This is a genomic window from Rhizobium sp. P1_C7, assembly GCF_056406295.1.
The window spans coordinates 115,287-130,885 of the sequence record NZ_JBFUAL010000019.1; the positions used below are offsets into that span (position 1 = coordinate 115,287).

General features: G+C 62.5%; 16 protein-coding genes. 4 read left to right on the forward strand and 12 right to left on the reverse strand.

Annotation, left to right across the window (positions count from 1 at the left end; all coding sequences use genetic code 11):
- Positions 1-367 precede the first annotated feature (367 nt).
- The 3 genes from AC1D2R_RS24580 to AC1D2R_RS24590 all read right to left on the reverse strand — a co-directional run bounded on the left by AC1D2R_RS24580 (position 368) and on the right by AC1D2R_RS24590 (position 3,775).
- On the reverse strand, positions 368-991 hold the full coding sequence (locus tag AC1D2R_RS24580) for an outer membrane protein (RefSeq protein ID WP_477971393.1): 624 nt from the start codon (positions 989-991) through the stop codon (positions 368-370).
- Between the two features lie 222 nt (positions 992-1,213).
- Complete coding sequence (locus AC1D2R_RS24585; protein WP_477971395.1) at positions 1,214-2,782, reverse strand: putative bifunctional diguanylate cyclase/phosphodiesterase; 1,569 nt, start codon at positions 2,780-2,782, stop codon at positions 1,214-1,216.
- Between the two features lie 435 nt (positions 2,783-3,217).
- Positions 3,218-3,775, reverse strand: a complete 558-nt coding sequence (locus tag AC1D2R_RS24590) for a histidine phosphatase family protein (protein ID WP_477971397.1) — start codon at positions 3,773-3,775, stop codon at positions 3,218-3,220.
- A 223-nt stretch (positions 3,776-3,998) separates the two neighbouring features.
- Between AC1D2R_RS24590 and AC1D2R_RS24595 the strand changes: the two genes are divergently transcribed.
- From AC1D2R_RS24595 to AC1D2R_RS24605, 3 genes are all read left to right on the forward strand, one after another.
- Positions 3,999-4,208 carry a CbtB domain-containing protein gene (locus AC1D2R_RS24595; protein ID WP_010060821.1) on the forward strand — a complete coding sequence of 70 codons (210 nt, stop codon included), beginning with the start codon at positions 3,999-4,001 and terminating at the stop codon, positions 4,206-4,208.
- A gap of 13 nt (positions 4,209-4,221) precedes the next feature.
- Positions 4,222-4,959, forward strand: coding sequence for a CbtA family protein (locus AC1D2R_RS24600; protein ID WP_477971399.1), 738 nt, complete (start codon positions 4,222-4,224; stop codon positions 4,957-4,959).
- Between the two features lie 79 nt (positions 4,960-5,038).
- Positions 5,039-5,641, forward strand: coding sequence for a hypothetical protein (locus AC1D2R_RS24605; RefSeq protein WP_477971401.1), 603 nt, complete (start codon positions 5,039-5,041; stop codon positions 5,639-5,641).
- Between the two features lie 37 nt (positions 5,642-5,678).
- On the opposite strand, the gene AC1D2R_RS24610 is transcribed toward AC1D2R_RS24605, so the two are convergent.
- Positions 5,679-6,341: a sulfite oxidase-like oxidoreductase gene (locus AC1D2R_RS24610; protein ID WP_477971403.1), complete on the reverse strand. Its 663-nt coding sequence runs from the start codon at positions 6,339-6,341 to the stop codon at positions 5,679-5,681.
- Positions 6,342-6,531: 190 nt separating this feature from the next.
- On the opposite strand from AC1D2R_RS24610, the gene AC1D2R_RS24615 reads away from it, so the two are divergent.
- Complete coding sequence (locus AC1D2R_RS24615) at positions 6,532-7,707, forward strand: M20 aminoacylase family protein (protein ID WP_477971405.1); 1,176 nt, start codon at positions 6,532-6,534, stop codon at positions 7,705-7,707.
- 48 nt (positions 7,708-7,755) lie between these two features.
- On the opposite strand, the gene AC1D2R_RS24620 is transcribed toward AC1D2R_RS24615, so the two are convergent.
- The 8 genes from AC1D2R_RS24620 to AC1D2R_RS24655 all read right to left on the reverse strand — a co-directional run.
- A complete protein-coding gene (locus AC1D2R_RS24620; RefSeq protein WP_477971407.1) occupies positions 7,756-9,534 on the reverse strand; it encodes an adenine deaminase in 1,779 nt (592 codons plus the stop codon).
- Positions 9,531-10,451: a nucleoside hydrolase gene (locus AC1D2R_RS24625; protein WP_477971409.1), complete on the reverse strand. Its 921-nt coding sequence runs from the start codon at positions 10,449-10,451 to the stop codon at positions 9,531-9,533. The genes AC1D2R_RS24620 and AC1D2R_RS24625 overlap by 4 nt, the downstream gene beginning before the upstream one ends.
- Positions 10,452-10,455: 4 nt before the next feature.
- Positions 10,456-11,481, reverse strand: a complete 1,026-nt coding sequence (locus AC1D2R_RS24630) for an ABC transporter ATP-binding protein (RefSeq protein ID WP_477971411.1) — start codon at positions 11,479-11,481, stop codon at positions 10,456-10,458.
- Entirely contained in the window at positions 11,474-12,253 is a 780-nt protein-coding gene (locus AC1D2R_RS24635; protein ID WP_477971413.1) for an ABC transporter permease, read from the reverse strand. The genes AC1D2R_RS24630 and AC1D2R_RS24635 overlap by 8 nt, the downstream gene beginning before the upstream one ends.
- Entirely contained in the window at positions 12,250-13,077 is an 828-nt protein-coding gene (locus AC1D2R_RS24640; RefSeq protein WP_477971415.1) for an ABC transporter permease, read from the reverse strand. Before AC1D2R_RS24640 ends, AC1D2R_RS24635 begins: the two co-directional genes overlap by 4 nt.
- A 63-nt stretch (positions 13,078-13,140) precedes the next feature.
- Positions 13,141-14,163, reverse strand: coding sequence for an ABC transporter substrate-binding protein (locus tag AC1D2R_RS24645; RefSeq protein WP_477971417.1), 1,023 nt, complete (start codon positions 14,161-14,163; stop codon positions 13,141-13,143).
- A 1-nt stretch (position 14,164) separates the two neighbouring features.
- The gene (locus AC1D2R_RS24650; RefSeq protein ID WP_477971419.1) at positions 14,165-15,208 is read right to left on the reverse strand and encodes a LacI family DNA-binding transcriptional regulator; all 1,044 of its coding nucleotides are present in this window, start codon (positions 15,206-15,208) and stop codon (positions 14,165-14,167) included.
- Positions 15,209-15,370: 162 nt separating this feature from the next.
- Positions 15,371-15,599: TolC family protein (locus AC1D2R_RS24655; RefSeq protein ID WP_477971421.1), on the reverse strand; the 229-nt coding region annotated here is incomplete at its 5' end.

The following is a 15,599-nucleotide window of genomic DNA, read 5'->3' on the forward strand; positions in this document are numbered from 1 at the left end:
ATCCTCTGAAGGAGACGTTCAGATGAACCAATTTCGGCAACTTGTGATAGCTGGATCGCTGTTCGGTATTGCGATGATCGCATCGGCATGTACTTCGACAGCCTATCAACGGGATGGAAATGCTCCGCTGAACTCAGCCTGTGCGCTTGGATTTAACAACGACCGCCCTTGCAGCTACTAGCGCGAAGTCCTGCTGCGACGGTCAGTTTCATCGGCGGAGCAAAGCCGTCGAGCCGGTGCTGCGACAGAGCCATGTCGGTTCAGGTCGTTCGACCCCGCATTCCTTGGCAGACCGCCAAAAGGAGAAAGCCCGGAACGTCCGGGCTTCTTCTGTGCTTCCACCAATGGGTCGGCTTATCGGCTGCAGCTAGAATTTAACACCGATACCGACGCCTACGACGTTCTGGTTGAAGTCGGTGTCGACACCCATGAGGTCCTTGCTGCCATAGTCGTTATAGCGGTACTCGACGCGTCCGAAGACGTTGTCGGTAAAGGCGTAGTCGAGACCGGCGCCGACGGTCCATCCAGAAAACGTCGCGCTGTCGCTGCCGACGGGCGTGTCTACGTGTCCTTTTGCACCGGTCCAGCCGGCGGCGCCGTAGAAGAGGGCGCGGTCGAACGCATAGCCGACGCGGGCGCGGACAGAACCCGTCGTGTCGAACTTGTAGTCATCGAGGCCGACCGACTGCTCATTCCAGTTGTAGGATGCGTCGCCCTCAAGACCGAGCACGATGTTGTTGTCGAGCTGCCAGTTGTAGCCCACGAACCCGCCGAGGAGGCCACCGTTGAGGTTTTCCGACCCTACGCCGGAGAAGTCAGCGCTGCCCCAGGCGCCGCCGCCTTGCAGACCAAGATAAGGGCCACTCCAGGTGAAGACCGGTGCAACCTGTTCGACCGGTGCCGGAGGCGTCTCGGCGACCAGATCGGCGGCCGACACGGTGCCTGCCAGCAGGACAAATGCTGCTGAGGCAGTAAAGATGCGGACATTCATGATGTAGATCCCTCTCCTTGACTAGGATACAGTCTGCTAATGTGGACGATCGGGAGTGGAGACGCCGATCACTGGATCGCAGCGCCCGCGTCGCGCCAATGCGCTTACGGGAAGGGTTGCGCCCTCAGGACCCGACCGCAAAACGTCGTCACTTTGAAAAAGGTTCCATCACAAATAGCTGATCGAGCACACGCGCGGGGGCGATGAGCTCGTCCGGCATCGTCAGCCTGTGGCCAAAACCTGGTGCCGATTGGCAAGGAAGGAGAGGGCTTCTTCCGCCGGCATGGGTCTGCCGAACAGATAGCCCTGGCCGACGTCGCAGCCAAGTTGCATGAGATGGCTGAGCTGCCGCTGCTCCTCGATGCCTTCTGCCGTCGTCTGGATGTTGAGGCTGCGCCCAAGACCCAGCATCGCGCGCACGATTTTTTCCTGTCGCTCGTCGTCGCGGTAGGTCGCGATGAAGCTCTTGTCGATCTTGATCTTGTCAAATCGATAGCGGGCAAGCTGGGCTAGGCTGGAATAGCCGGTGCCGAAATCGTCGAGCGCGATCTGGACGCCTGCGTGGTGAAGTTCATCCAGGATTGCAGCGGCACTCGCCGGATCCTGGATGAGCGCATTCTCGGTGATTTCTATCTCGAGGCGGTGGGCGGGCAGGCCGCTCGCGGCGAGCGCTTTGAAGATGCGCGTCGTCAGCAACCGATCCTCCATCTGGACCGGCGAGACATTGAAAGACAGCGTGAGTTGACTGTCCCAGGCCAGCGCGTCCCGGCAGGCTTGTGCCAGCAGATCCTCGAAAAGAGTGGTGATCAGCCCGGTCTCCTCTGCAATTCCAATGAAGACCAGCGGCGAGATATTTGCACCGTCGTCGTCCGTCCAGCGGGCAAGGGCTTCGAAGCCGCAGACGTTACTGGTCTTCAGGTCGATCAGCGGTTGGTAGAAGGGGCGGATTGATTTCTTCTGGATGGCGACGCGCAGCTTCGCTTCGAGCGACGCACGCATGGCCACCTTGTCTCGCATAGAGGCCTGGAATGCCAGGTAGTGGTTCGGGCCACGGGATTTGGCCTCATACATGGCAAGATCCGATCTGTGCGCGGCATGTTCGAGTGGTTCGTCGTCTTGCGCCCATCGGTCATAGCCGACACTTGCGCCCACCTCGACGGCAGAGCCATCTATATAAACGGGACGCGTAACCGCCTGGATCAGCAGGCGCGCAAATCGCTCTTCATGCTGGTCCGAAAGCCCGGCAGCGACAATGATGAACTCATCGCCGCCGAAGCGGTAGACGCAGTCGGCGCGGCCGATCGCGCAGATCCGCTTGGAGACTTCGATCAACAGCGCGTCGCCTCCATTGTGGCCGATGAGATCGTTGACCTTCTTGAAACCGTCGAGATCAACGCAGAAAATAGTGACGTTGCGTTCCCAGTCTTCACTGATCTCGTCGTGCAGAGCGGGAGCCTTGCGCAGGACCTTGCGCTCGAAAGCATAGCGGTTCGGCAGCTTTGTCAGATGGTCGTGAGTGGCTGTCCAGTCCGCCCGGGCCTCTGCCTTGGCGCGCAATTCCATTTCCCTGCGCAGATCGGCGATACGCAGCACCGAATAGACGAAGCTCATCGTTCCACCGACGGCGAGGGCAAGCACGAGCTTGTCGGCGCCGTAGCGATCAAATGCGCTGACGAACGCAGCCAGCCAGTCTCCGAACTCCAGCATCGCACCTACGGCCCACAACGCCACTCCAAGCGCCACGAGCAAGAGGCATTGGCGCCCGGCCCTGCTCCGGAAGAATACCGGCATGCTTCACTCCATCTCCACCCGGAGCCGGATATAGCAGTGAAGTCTGAAATGTTCGTTGAAACCAGAGGGCGATTTCTAGGTATGCGATCCACTTATGAGTGAATGCTTATGTACACAAAAGAAGACGGGCAAGCGTGGAACGCTTGCCCGTTGCTTAGCGTCGCATCAGCATGGAAGCGCTGACGACGAGGAAGAGAAGTATGACGGCACTGGTCAATCGCATGAGACGTACGCGTCTTGTCCGCGCGCCACTCCAGTCATAACGCATGGTCGAACCTCCTTTACGAAGGAATGCAGTCCGGACGAGCCGAAGCAAATTAGCTATCGCGCAATTAGCTTGCGCAAGGCTGGCCTAATGTATCGCACGGGAAAGCGAGCAGGTTGTCCCAGAGCAAATCCGGCAAAAGTGCATGGCGGCATCGCGTTCGAGATGCTCTACGGGCGGTCGAAGCGCAGCGACCAGCGCGAGCCGTTGCTTGTCATGCAGACGGTTGCCAGCGGTTCGATATCGATATGCCAGAAGGACGAAATCGGGGTCTGCAAGGCTTTAACGATCGCTGCTCTGATAACCGTGGCGTGAGTTACTGCGATCGTGTGCCCGCCCAGGCGGGGCAGGTCCTTCATCCAAAGCGCCACGCGCTCATGCAGCGCCGCGATGGTCTCCCCGCCGTGCGGCGCTTCCTCCGGCCTGGTCATCCAGGCGACGAGCGCGTCCGGCTCGGATTGCTGGAGCGCGACGATCGACAGGCCGGCCCACCGGCCATAGTCGCAATCGGCCAGAAGCGGCGCGGGTTCAAAGGAGACGTTGAGCGTCTGAGCGGTCTCCCGCGCGCGCAGGGCAGGGCTGGAGAAAACCCTGTCGGCACGCGGCAGATGCATTGCGAGCGTTTTGGCTTCGGAAGCGGCATTCTCTTCCAGCGGCTCGTCGAGCGGGAAGCGCGCTTGCCGATTGGCGGCGGTTGCGCCATGGCAGATCCAGGTGAGGCGTGTCATCACGTTGGTTCGTCTCCGCATCTACGAGGGATAAACCGTTGGTTTATGAAGTCTCGTTGACAGGTTCAAGACCGCAGCTATAACGGTGATGTTGTGGGTTTGGAAGCCGGTGAAATTCCGGTGCGGTCGCGCCACTGTGACCAGGATGAGGATACCTCAAACTGGAAGTCAGACCCTGCCACGCAACAATTCTCGACTGAACGCGTCATTCCAGGAGGAACACATGTCTGACACCACTTTTACGCCCGTCGCCGCGCCGGCCCCGATCCCCGTTGGAGAGATTTTGCCGTGGGCGATCTTCGGCGGCCTGCTGATGCTGATCGCCATCTATTTCGTCGGCACCGAAGAAGGCGCAATGGCGCTCTTCAACGGCATGTATGTGCACGAATTCGTGCATGACGGCCGACACCTCCTCGGCTTCCCCTGCCACTAAGGGAGTTCACGACATGGTTGGAAAACTTTTGCTTCGCGGCATGCTTGCGGGCCTGATTGCTGGTGTCCTGGTGTTTGCCTTCGCACATACCTTTGGGGAGCCGCTTGTCGATCAGGCGATTGGATTCGAAGAGGCGGCCGCCCAGGCCGCCGGCGAGGCGGCTGAGCCCGAGCTTGTCAGCCGCGCGACCCAGGCCGGCATCGGCCTCTTTACCGGCGTCATGGCCTACAGCATAGCGATCGGGGGCATTTTCGCGCTCGTTTTCGCATTCGTCCAGGGGCGGTTCAGCAGCATGAGCGCTAGAGGAACCTCTGCCGTTATCTCGATCGCCGCTTTCGTGGCGGTGGTGCTCGTGCCCAATATCAAGTACCCGGCCAATCCGCCGGCAGTCGGCAACCCGGATACGATTGGCGTAAGGACCGAGCTCTTCTTCCTGATGATCGTCGTTTCGCTCGCGGCGCTGGTAGCAGCCGTCGTGCTCGCACGTCGCCTTGTGCCGCGCCTGGGTGCATGGAACAGTGCCATCTCAGCCGGACTTGCCTATGTCGTGTTCATCGGGCTCGTGCAGTACCTGCTGCCGCCGATCAACGAAGTGCCGGAGAATTTTTCGGCGATGGTGCTCTGGCGTTTCCGCACAACTTCGATCGGCATGCATGCGATCCTCTGGGCCGCGCTCGGGCTGGTCTTCGGCGCGCTTGCAGAGCTGGGCGCCAGGGCGAATGCTCGCGCGCACGCCCCCATCTTCCATTGAAAGGGAGGGCTCCGGACTTCATCCGGGGCCTCACACCACAGTGTTCGTCCGAAACGCAATCCTGACTCTGGCCATTGGCATGTCCCCGCTCCCGTTTGCGGCGGCGGAGGCTTGCGCACACCAGCGGACGGCCGGCGGGCCACATACCGGGATCGCCATTGCGGAAATCTTGCATGGCGAAATGATCATGATGGCGGAGTACCGCGACCGGATCATCGACCTCGCTTCCACCGCGACCGACACAAACGAGCCGTTTCGGCGCGTTCTGAATTATGCTCAAATTCAATATGCCTATTGCTTCTGGGGGAAGATGCCGGGCGGGGTGACGGACGAGGCGAGCCCCTTCAACGAGTGCTCCCACGCTTATCTCGCTGCAACCAAGGCTGCGTTGCTTCAGATGCGCGGGATGCCGCGCGAGGCGGTGGCGGCAGGCGAGATCGTCTCGTTGATCGATGCCGGCATGGTCCTGCGGGGGCTGGCTCTGATCACCTGCGAGTTCAGCGGCGAGGCATTCGACACGGCCGACGTCGTTCGTCCGCGTTGGAGCGATGTCCCGACGCACGCCGCCAGCATGGCGACATTGACGGCGATAGGTGCGATTTTGGGCTTTGGGCTGCTCGGCATTCGATGGGCGATCCGTAGAGTGACGCCGCTATCGAGATCTCAAAGCCGGGCGGCCTGACGTTTCCGTGGCTTGCGGCATCCGGCAAGGTGGCCCATCAATCGTCGGAATAGCGCTGTTCGCGCCAGGGGTCGGCGTACATGTGGTAGCCGTTCTTCTCCCAGAAGCCTGCGGCATCTCCCGCGATGAGCTCGATTCGACGCAGCCATTTCGCGCTCTTCCAGAAATAGAGGTGCGGCACGACGAGGCGCATCGGTCCGCCGTGGTCGCGTGTCAGCGGCTGACCCTCCCAGGCGGTCGCAAGGATCGCATCCTCGGCGGCGAAATCGGGGAGCGGCAGATTGGTCGTGTAACCGTCATAGCTGGTCAGCATGACGTGCGTTGCTTGCGGCTTCGGCATCGCATGATCGAGAAGATCGCGGGTCGCTACGCCCATCCACCGGTTTTCGTAGCGCGACCATGTCGTGACGCAGTGAATGTCGGAGATCTTCGTGCTCTGCTCCAGCGCCTGGAAGGCAGTCCAGCCGAGGTCGAGCGGCGTTTCGACCAGCCCGCGAACCTCCAGCCGCCAGGTATCGGTGGAAATGATCGGCTGCTGGCCGAGATCGAGGACTGGCCAGTTGTTGACGAGATGCTGCCCCGGCGGCAGACGGTCCGCTTCCGGGCGGCTGATGCGTCCGGTCAGGAACTTGCCCTCGTCGGCCCAGCGGCGCTTCGACGTCGTCAGTTTGCTGTCGGCGGGAATCGGGTCGTCGCTCATGGAGGCTCTCTCGCGTTGGGCTGATTACGCCATCCAGACCTGACTGGTGTCAAGAACTGCGTGCGGCGGGGACGCAAGCTCATGCGGGGCCCAGAGCCGAGGTTGAATTCCAGGTGGTTTTGCTGGATAAACGACGCATATTGCGGGCGTCGTTCTGGTGCACGCTTGCATTTACAGGACGTCCATGCTCATGCGCATTCCCGCCGGGATCGAGAACGATCTTCCCTTTCTCACCTCGCTTCGACACGATTTGCATGCGCACCCCGAACTCGGTTTCGAGGAAGAGCGCACAAGCGGCATTGTCGCAAGGCTTCTGGAAGAAGCGGGACTGAAGGTGCATCTGGGGCTCGGCGGCACCGGCGTCGTCGGCACGCTGCAGGTCGGCAACGGAACGCGCACGATCGGCCTTCGCGCCGACATGGACGCACTTGCCATGCCTGAAATGGCCGACCGGCCCTACAGATCCAAAGTCGCCGGCAAGATGCATGCCTGCGGCCACGACGGCCATACGACGATGCTTCTCGGCGCCGCGCGTCACCTGGCCGCGACCCGCGGATTTTCCGGCACCGTACACTTCATCTTCCAGCCTGCCGAGGAGGGCAGGGGCGGGGCGAAGCGGATGGTCGAGGATGGATTGTTCGGCCTCTTTCCCTGCGACGCCGTCTACGGGCTGCACAATATGCCGGGGCTTGCGGTCGATGAGATAGCGGTCGTCGAGGGGCCACAGCTTGCCTCCTCCGACAGCTGGCGCCTGACCTTCCACGGGAAGGGCACGCACGGCGCCAAGCCGCATCTGGGGCGAGATCCGATCACTGCGGCGGGGATTTTCCTGTCGTCGCTGCAGACGATCGTCGGCCGTATCGTCGACCCGCTACAGCCGGCTGTCGTCAGTGCCTGCTCGTTGCAGGCAGGCGATCCGAAGGCACTGAACGTCATTCCCGACATCGTCGAGATCGGCGGCACGGCGCGTGCCTACTCGCCCGAGGTGCGCGACCAGCTCGAAGAGGAGATCGGCCGGCTTGCGCATGGTACGGCTGCCATGTTCGGCATTGCGGCCGACTACCGGTTCGAGCGGCGCATTCCGCCTGTCGTCAACGATCGGGATGCGACCGAGCGGGCGCTGGGCGCTGCGGCCGACGTGTTCGGCCATAAGGCACAGACACGTTTCCCGCCCTCGACTGCGGGCGACGATTTTGCCTTCTTCGGCCAGAATACGCCGGGTTGCTATGTCTGGCTCGGCAACGGCCCGGCGGTCGACGGCGCGCTGCATCACAACACATCCTACGATTTCAACGACGAAGCCATCGGCCCCGGCGTGGCGTTCTGGTCACGGCTCGTGGAGCGGGAGTTGCGGGCGGAAGGGTAACCCATTGGCGTGTGCGGCCACACGGCACGCCCCTCACCATGCCCCAAGCTACAGGATCTCCAGAACTGGACTGTCCAATACCTTCCCCGTCAGAACATCGGCAATGCCCTGGTCCGTCTGATGCGGGCCGACGTTGCAGGCGAGCGTCGCGCCGAAGCAGGCTTTGAACACGAGATACGGCGGCTTCCAGTCAACGATCGTTTCCATTGCCTTGCGAATGTCGCGAAAGCCCGCTGCCGTGTCCTCGAGCGGCGCCTCGGTGACGAGCCCGGAGAGCGGCAAGGGCAGGACCGCCTTGATCTCTCCGTCCTTGGCGACGGCCATTCCGCCTCCTGCCGATATGACGGCGTTCGCCGCAACCGCCATGTCACGGGCGTTGCCGCCGAAGACCGTGAGGTTGTGGCTGTCATGCGATACAGTGGTGCAGAAGGCACCGCGCCATTCGCCCCAGCCCGTGAGGAAGCCAACGCGCGGGCGCCCATCGGTTTTTCCGTGGCGATGGGCAACGGCGATCATGGCGCTGCCGGCGGGAGGTACTACGAAACCGTCTTCAACGACTGTATCGGCCTCGCCCCAGCTGGTAAAGCGGGGGCGATCGATGGTGGCGACCCGTACGCGGTCGCCTTCGGCCGGCACGCGGAAGTCGTTTTCCACGAGAACAGGTAGCTTTACGGATTCTCGGAGCGGTGCGCTGTCGCACGCGGCGATGTCCATGTCCATCTTGCCGTTGCGCGAGACGATGTGACCGTTGGCAACGACCGCCCGCGTTTCGAAATCCACGAGGTCCTTGAAAAGCACGATATCAGCACGGCGGCCGGCGGCGACGAGACCGAGGTCGGAGCGGTTCAACCGCTGAGCGGCGTTGAAGGTCGCAGCGCGCAGCGTCCATTCCGGCTTCATCCCGTATCTCACCAAGCGGCGCATGACGTCGTCGAGGCCGCCGCCGTCCTGCAGTTCATCGGGAAAGACGTCGTCGGTGCAGAGCGTGACCGTCGATGGCAGATGGCCGATGCCGTTCAGTGCCGCCACGAATTCCTGAAGCAGGTGGTCGTGCGAGCCGCGAAGCTCGATCGTCAGCCCCGCGGCGAGCTTCTGAACGAGGTCTGCACTGGAGGTGAGCTCATGGTCGGAGGAGACGCCCGCCGCCAAGAACGCGTTGAGGTCGGACCCATCGAGGCCCCGTGCGTGCCCGCACACGAGTTTCCCCGAGAGCCGTCCCGCGTTGACGATAGCGCTCATGCGCGGATCGCCGTCGATGACGCCGCGCATGTTCATCACTTCCGCCACCCCGCCGATTTCGGGCCAGCGCAGCATCTCGGCGACGACGGCGGCATCGAAATCTGCGCCCGAGACTTCAAGTCCGGGTGCCGACGGCACGCAGGAAGGGGCAAGCAGGATTACGCGCAGCGGCAGGCCCCTCGATGCATCAATTGCCCAGCGCACGCCGTCGAGACCATGCACGTTGCCGAACTCATGTGGGTCCCAGACGACGGTCGTGACGCCGCGCGGCAATACGGCTGCGGCATACGCCGCCGGAATTACCATCGAGCTTTCGATGTGCATATGCGTGTCGATCAGGCCCGGCGCGATGGTGGTGCCGGTGGCATCGACAATGTCCGCTGCGTCCCTTCGTGTTGCGGGTGGATGGACGCTGGCGATCAGGGGGCCGACAAGCCCGATGTCAGCCTCGCGGATCACACCGGTGACGACATCGAGCAGACGGCCGCCCGCGATCAGGACGTCAAACGCAACATCGCCGCGTGCGGCGGCGACGGCGCGAGTGCGAAGCTGTGGATCGTTGATTTCCATCTGATGCGGTCCACTCATTTGCCGGCCTCGCTGACCAGTGCGTCAAGAATGATGCCGCGGGCGGCGGCGACGTCGATATCGACAGCATATTCCGCGTTGAAGGCGGCGTGGCTGGCTCGCGTCTCGACGACGGTCCTGCCCCGTGTCAGGCCGCCGTGCAGCTCGACGTCGATGCGCGCAGCGCGCAAGCCGACGACATCGGGTGCCACGAAGGCGACAGCGGCGGAGGGGTCGTAGATCGCCATGCCGGCGCGGCCGCGGCTCGTGCCGATCGCGATGTAGCCCGCGAAGATGTCGGCCAGCAGTTCGGCATTGACGCCTCCGGCCTTGCGCAGCGGCTCGATATCGTCGGGCCTTGCAATCACCTTGCGGCATAGATCGAGATCGATCATGCGCAACGGCAGGCCGTGGGCGATGACGATCGCCAGGGCTTCCGGATCGGCAAGTGCATTGAACTCTGCCGAGGCGGTATGGTTGCCTGCGGTCACGCCGCCGCCCATCCAGGTGAGTTCGGTGATGCGCGATGCGAGGTCGGGCCGCGCGAGCGCAAGAGCGGCAATGTTGGTCAAGGGGCCGAGTGCCAGGATGCGGTGAGGGCCGTCTTCCTCCAGCCAACGGCACAGAGCGGAAAAGGCGTCGCTTTCGGGAAGGGGGGGCGCTTCGGGAAGGCTTTTTCCTGCCGTCGGAATACCGGTTTTGCCGAGGATCGCTTGCGCGGTTTCCAGCACTCCAAGCACTGCCGTGGCCCGGCCGGTGTGCAGCGGAAAGGTCCAGCCGAATGCCTTGGCCGCCCCAGCGGCATTGACCCGCACCTGCGGCAGCGGCGTGTTGCCGAACACCAGCGAGACGCCTGATATGTCGAGCTTCGCTTGCACCACCACCAGAATGGCGGCGATATCGTCAAATCCCATGTCTGTGTCGACCCAGACGCCCATGATGTTACCTGTAGCGAGAGAGGGATGCAGCAGCCGAGAGCGGCAGATCGAAGCCGAGTTTCGAGCCGATCGCATGTGTCGGAAGTTCCGCGTCGACTTCCGCCTTGATCGGGCCGAGCGGCGTGTCGAGCAGATATTCGCGGGTGTTGCCGGCAAACGAGGTGCCGCGCACGGTGCCTTGGAAAGGACCTGAACCAAGGATCACCATGCGCGGGCGCCAAGCCAGGCCCCTTGCGGCCTGCTGCGCCGGAGCGGAAAGGTCGACGAGGCCGTTCGGCGTCGCGAGCTTTCCATTCTCCAGCGCAAAGACGTTTTCGAAACCGACGAAATCGGCGACGAAGGCCGAGACGGGCTTGTTGTAGATTTCCTCCGGCGTGCCGATCTGCTCGATGGCGCCGTCCAGCATGACGACAATCCGGTCGGCAAGCGCCAGCGCCTCGATCTGGTCGTGGGTGACGAAGATCATGGTGACGCCGGTTTCCTTCTGGACGCGTTGCAGCTCGGCGCGCATTTCAAGGCGAAGGCGGGCGTCAAGGTTCGAAAGCGGTTCGTCAAGCAGCAGCACCTTCGGTTCCATCACCATGGAGCGGGCGAGGGCCACGCGCTGTTGTTGGCCGCCGGAAAGTTCGGCTGGTTTGCGGGAGGCGAAATTGGCAAGGCCGACCGACTTGATGCCGGCGTTCACCTTTGTATCGAGGTCCTGCCCGGCGATACCCTTGAGGCGTAGCCCGAAGGCGACGTTTTCGTAGACGGTGAGGTGCGGGAAGAGGGCGTAGGACTGGAAGACGAGGCCGACATTGCGCTTGTTGGCCGACACGCGGGTGATATCGGTGGCGTCGAGGGTTATGCGGCCGGAGGTGGGTGCCAGCAGGCCGGCAATCGAGCGCATCGTCGTCGTCTTGCCGCAGCCGGAGGGGCCGAGCAGGGCGACCAGCTCGCCCCTGGCGATCGACAGATCGAGATCCTTCACCGCGACCGTATCGCCGTAGGAGAGCGTCAGCTTGTCGAGTTGAAGATAACGGTCAGACATAGCGAGAGAATCCCAGGAAGCGTTCGGCGATGAAGACGATGCCGATGGACAGGAAGGCGAGCAGCRCCGACAACGCTGCAATCGATGGGTCGTAGGTGGTTTCCATGTAGCCCAGCATGTCGATCGGCAGGGTGCGGACGCCTGGGCCGGACAGGAAGAGCGAGACGGGAACCTGATTGAAGCTGGTGACGAAGCCGAGGATGAAGGCGGCTAGAATGCCGCCGCGGATGTTCGGCATCACCACCCGGAAGAACGCGCCGAGACGCGACGATCCGAGCAGCACAGCCGCTTCCTCCATATCCGAGCGCAGATTGTTGAGGCTCGCCGAGACGACGCGCACGGCATAGGGCAGCACCAGCGCTGTGTGGGCGAAGAACAGCGCCAGCGTGATGTTGAAGCCGAAGGGCACGACGAGATAGCGCAGCAGCGCCAGGCCGACGATGATGCCGGGCACGATGATCGGCAGCGAGACGATGGTGCGCACCGTTTCCCCGAAAGGCAGCTTGTAGCGCGACAGCGCGTAGGCGGCCGGGATGCCGAGGATGAGCGCTGCCAGCGTGCCGCCGATGGCGAGAAACATCGACATGGCAAAACTGTCGCGGAAGCTGTCGATGGTGAAGACCTTGAGGACCCAGCGCAGCGACAGGCCCTGCGGCGGGAAGGCAAGCGTGTCGCCGGCCGAGAGGGAGGCGGCGATGATGATCAGGAACGGGCCGATCAGGAAGACCAGCAGCAGGCCGAGAACCAGGGGAGACAAGATACGGGCGGTCATCGCTTGTTCCTCGCGGTCGCAAGGCGCTTGAGCAGAATGTTGGCGGCAAAGCTCATGACGATCAGCATGAAGGCGATGACGCTTGCCGCGATGAAATCATTGGCGACGGAGACCTGCTGGTAAAGCAGGGTTTCCAGCATCAGCACCTTGGATCCGCCAAGGACGGCCGGAGTGATGTAGGCAGTCAGCGAGCCGGTGAAGACGAGCGTGCCGCCGACGACGAGACCCTCGCGGGTCAGCGGCAAGATGACCTTCCAGAACACCTGGAACCAGTTGGCCCCGAGCACGCGGGCGGCCGGAATCGCGTCCTTCGGCATGTTTTCGAGCGCGCTGATCAGCGACAGGATCATCAGCGGCAGGAACAGCTGCAAAAGGCCGATGAAAACCGCGGTCTCGGTGAAGAGCAGGCGCAGGGGACCATCGCTGAGGCCCAGCCCTGTTATCGCCTGGTTGACGATGCCGGTGCGGCCGAGGATGACGATCCAGGCATAGGTGCGTGCAACCGGCGAGATCATCAGCGGCAGGGTGATGAGGCCGATCATCCGGCCCTTTCCATTGGGCGGAAGGCTGACGATGGCGAAGGCTGCGGCATAGCCGATGACGGCGGAGACGGCGGTCACTTCGAGCCCGAGCCTGAAGGTGCGCAGGAAGACGGTGCGGTTCAGGGACTCCGAGAAGAAGCCGGTATAGGCGCCGAGCGTCCAGCTGCCGTCGACATGAAACCCTTCCGAGAGAAGGATGACGACGGGCAGCAGGAAGACCAGCGCGGCAAACAGAGCCGCGGGCAGGGCCAGCGCCAGGGCTTCTGTGCGGTTTTGAAACATGAGGCGTCTTTCAGAGCGATCTGATGAAGCGGCCCCGGCCGGTGCCGGAGCCGTCTGCAATGACTATTGGCCGACCTTGTCGTTCCATTCCTTCAACCAGCCGGCGCGGTTGTCCAGCGCCGCGGCAGAGGGAATGAGTTTCAGGCTCTTGGCGGTGTCTTCGCCATAGGTCAGGTTGTTGGCGGCGGCCTCGGAGAGCTTGACCTCCTTGTTGGCCGGGCTGTCGACCAGCTTTTCGGCAAGCTTGGTCTGGATGTCGGTGGAGAGCCAGAAGTCCATGAACTGCATGGCGAGATCCTGGTTCTTCGAGCCCTTGGTCATGATCATGACGTTCATCCCGCCTGTCTGGCCCTCCTTTGGAGTGGCCCAGGCAACGGGAATGTCAAGCTTGGTGAAACCCGCCCAGGAGAAGCGGCCGATCGGAGCCGCCCAGATCTCCTCCTGCTGCATCAGCTGCACGAGCTGCGAGGATTTTTCGTAGAAGGTGACGATGTCGTCCTTCTTTTCGCCGAGCGCTTCGATCGGGGCCTTCAGATCCGGCGTGTCCTTGCCGAGCGCCAGGCCGAGCATGTAGAGCGACGGCGGGCCCTGGTTGGTGGTGACGTTCGGGAATGCGACGTGGCCGATATATTCCGGCTTCAGGAGATCGGCCCAGGATTCGATCTTCATCTTGTCGGAGCGATAGGCGATGGAAGTGGCATAGAAGGTGTAGCCGACGCTCATGCCGTCGCCGTTGGGATCTTTCGCGAGGTCGTAGAGCTTGCCGAAATTGCTGAGCTTGGTGGTATCGACCTTGTCGATCAGACCCTTGCGCGTTGCCGACAGTGCGTCCGCCATGGAAACGACCGCCATGTCGACCACCGGATTGGCCTTGTTCGCTTCCATCTTGGCCAGGCGTTCGACGCTGTTGCCTGTCTCGACGACGAGCTTGCAGCCGCATTTTGCTTCAAAGGGATCGTAGACGATCGTTCTGAAGTCGTCCTGCGCGAAGGCGTAGACGGAAACCGTCAGCGTCCGTTCCTCGGCCCTTGTTGCGAGTGGCGACAGTGCGAGAAGCGCTGCCGAAGCGATGAGAGCCTTTTGCATGTCAGGAATTCCTCGTCTGAGAGTGGATATGCATTGGGTTTGCGGGACCCGAGGATTGGCGCACGATCAGCTGCATCGGGACCCGATCCATCTGCGCGGTCACGAGTGTACCTTCGCGGCTGCCGCTGGTCTGGATGCTCTTGAGCAGCGACGAAATCGCGATCTCGGCAATGGTGACCATGTCCATCGCCACCGTCGTCAGGGCCGGGGTGACAACGGGCGACCAGATCAAATCGTCGAAGCCGGTGACGCTTGCCATCTCGGGGACAACGACGCCGTCGCGCTGAAGTTCTGTCAGGGCTCGCAGCGCCTGAAGGTCGGAAAGGGCTGCGAAGGCGGTGAAGCCATCGCGGACCTTCTCGACAAGCCCAAGGCTGCAGCCGCAGCCGAGATCTCGCTCAAGCCGCTCGACCCATAGGGTTGCCGACTGCATGCCTGCGCGAAGTCCCGAGCGGATTCCGCCGGCGCGATCGTTTTGAACGTTCGAACCGGGATTGTTGCCGATGATCAGGATTCGCTTGTGGCCGAGTTCCGCCAAGTGCGCGGCGATATCCCGCCCGCCCTGCCAATGGTCCGCCGCCACCGTATTGCCGGGGGTCGATGCTGTATCGATGACCGCTACCGGGCAGCTTGCCGAGGAGATGCGCGTGGCCCGCCGTGGCACGATCACCATGCCTTCGACACCGCGTTCGATCAGCCTGTTGATAGCCTCGGTCTGCGCGGCAACATCTCCGCGGGAGTCTGCAATCAGAACGCCGTACCCGGCTGAGGTGGCCGCGAATTCGATCGCCTGCGCAAGTTTGGGGAAGAGAGGATTGGCAATGTCCGGTAGAACCAGCCCAAGCACGCCGCTCCGGCCGGTTCTGAGCGCCCGTCCGGCCTGGCTCGGGATATAGCCGAGTCCGGTGGCGTGCTCGCGGATCTTTTCGGCAAGGCTTTCAGAAACGCGTCCCTTGCCGGAGAGCGCATTCGAGACCGTCGCGACGGATACGCCGAGCGACGTCGCTATCCTGCTCAGATTCGGTCCCGGTCGCGTTGGAGGCATGTTTGTCGATGCGCGTTAGATTAATCGTTTAATCAGACCTACATCACCGTACGGGCCTTGTCGAATCCAATTTCAGGCCGAGGTCGATTTATCTGGTTTCGCTTGCATGCTGCGAAAACAAAAAAAGCCCGGCGGGTCTGCCGGGCTTTGTCTCTGGTGTTTTCAGCTAGCCTTTGGCGGGGCAACGGTTTGTCGACCGCCCGGATTGTATCCGCCGCCGATGGCGACGTTGAGGGAGACGTAGTCCTTGGCCATCTGCTGGACGGAGGCGGCCAGGCTTGCCTGGGCAAGCGAGACCTGACGCTGGGCGTCGAGCACGTCGAGCAGCGAGGAGGCGCCGTCCTTGTAGCTGGCGGTCGACAGTTCGAGGGTTTCCTGGGTGGTCTTGACC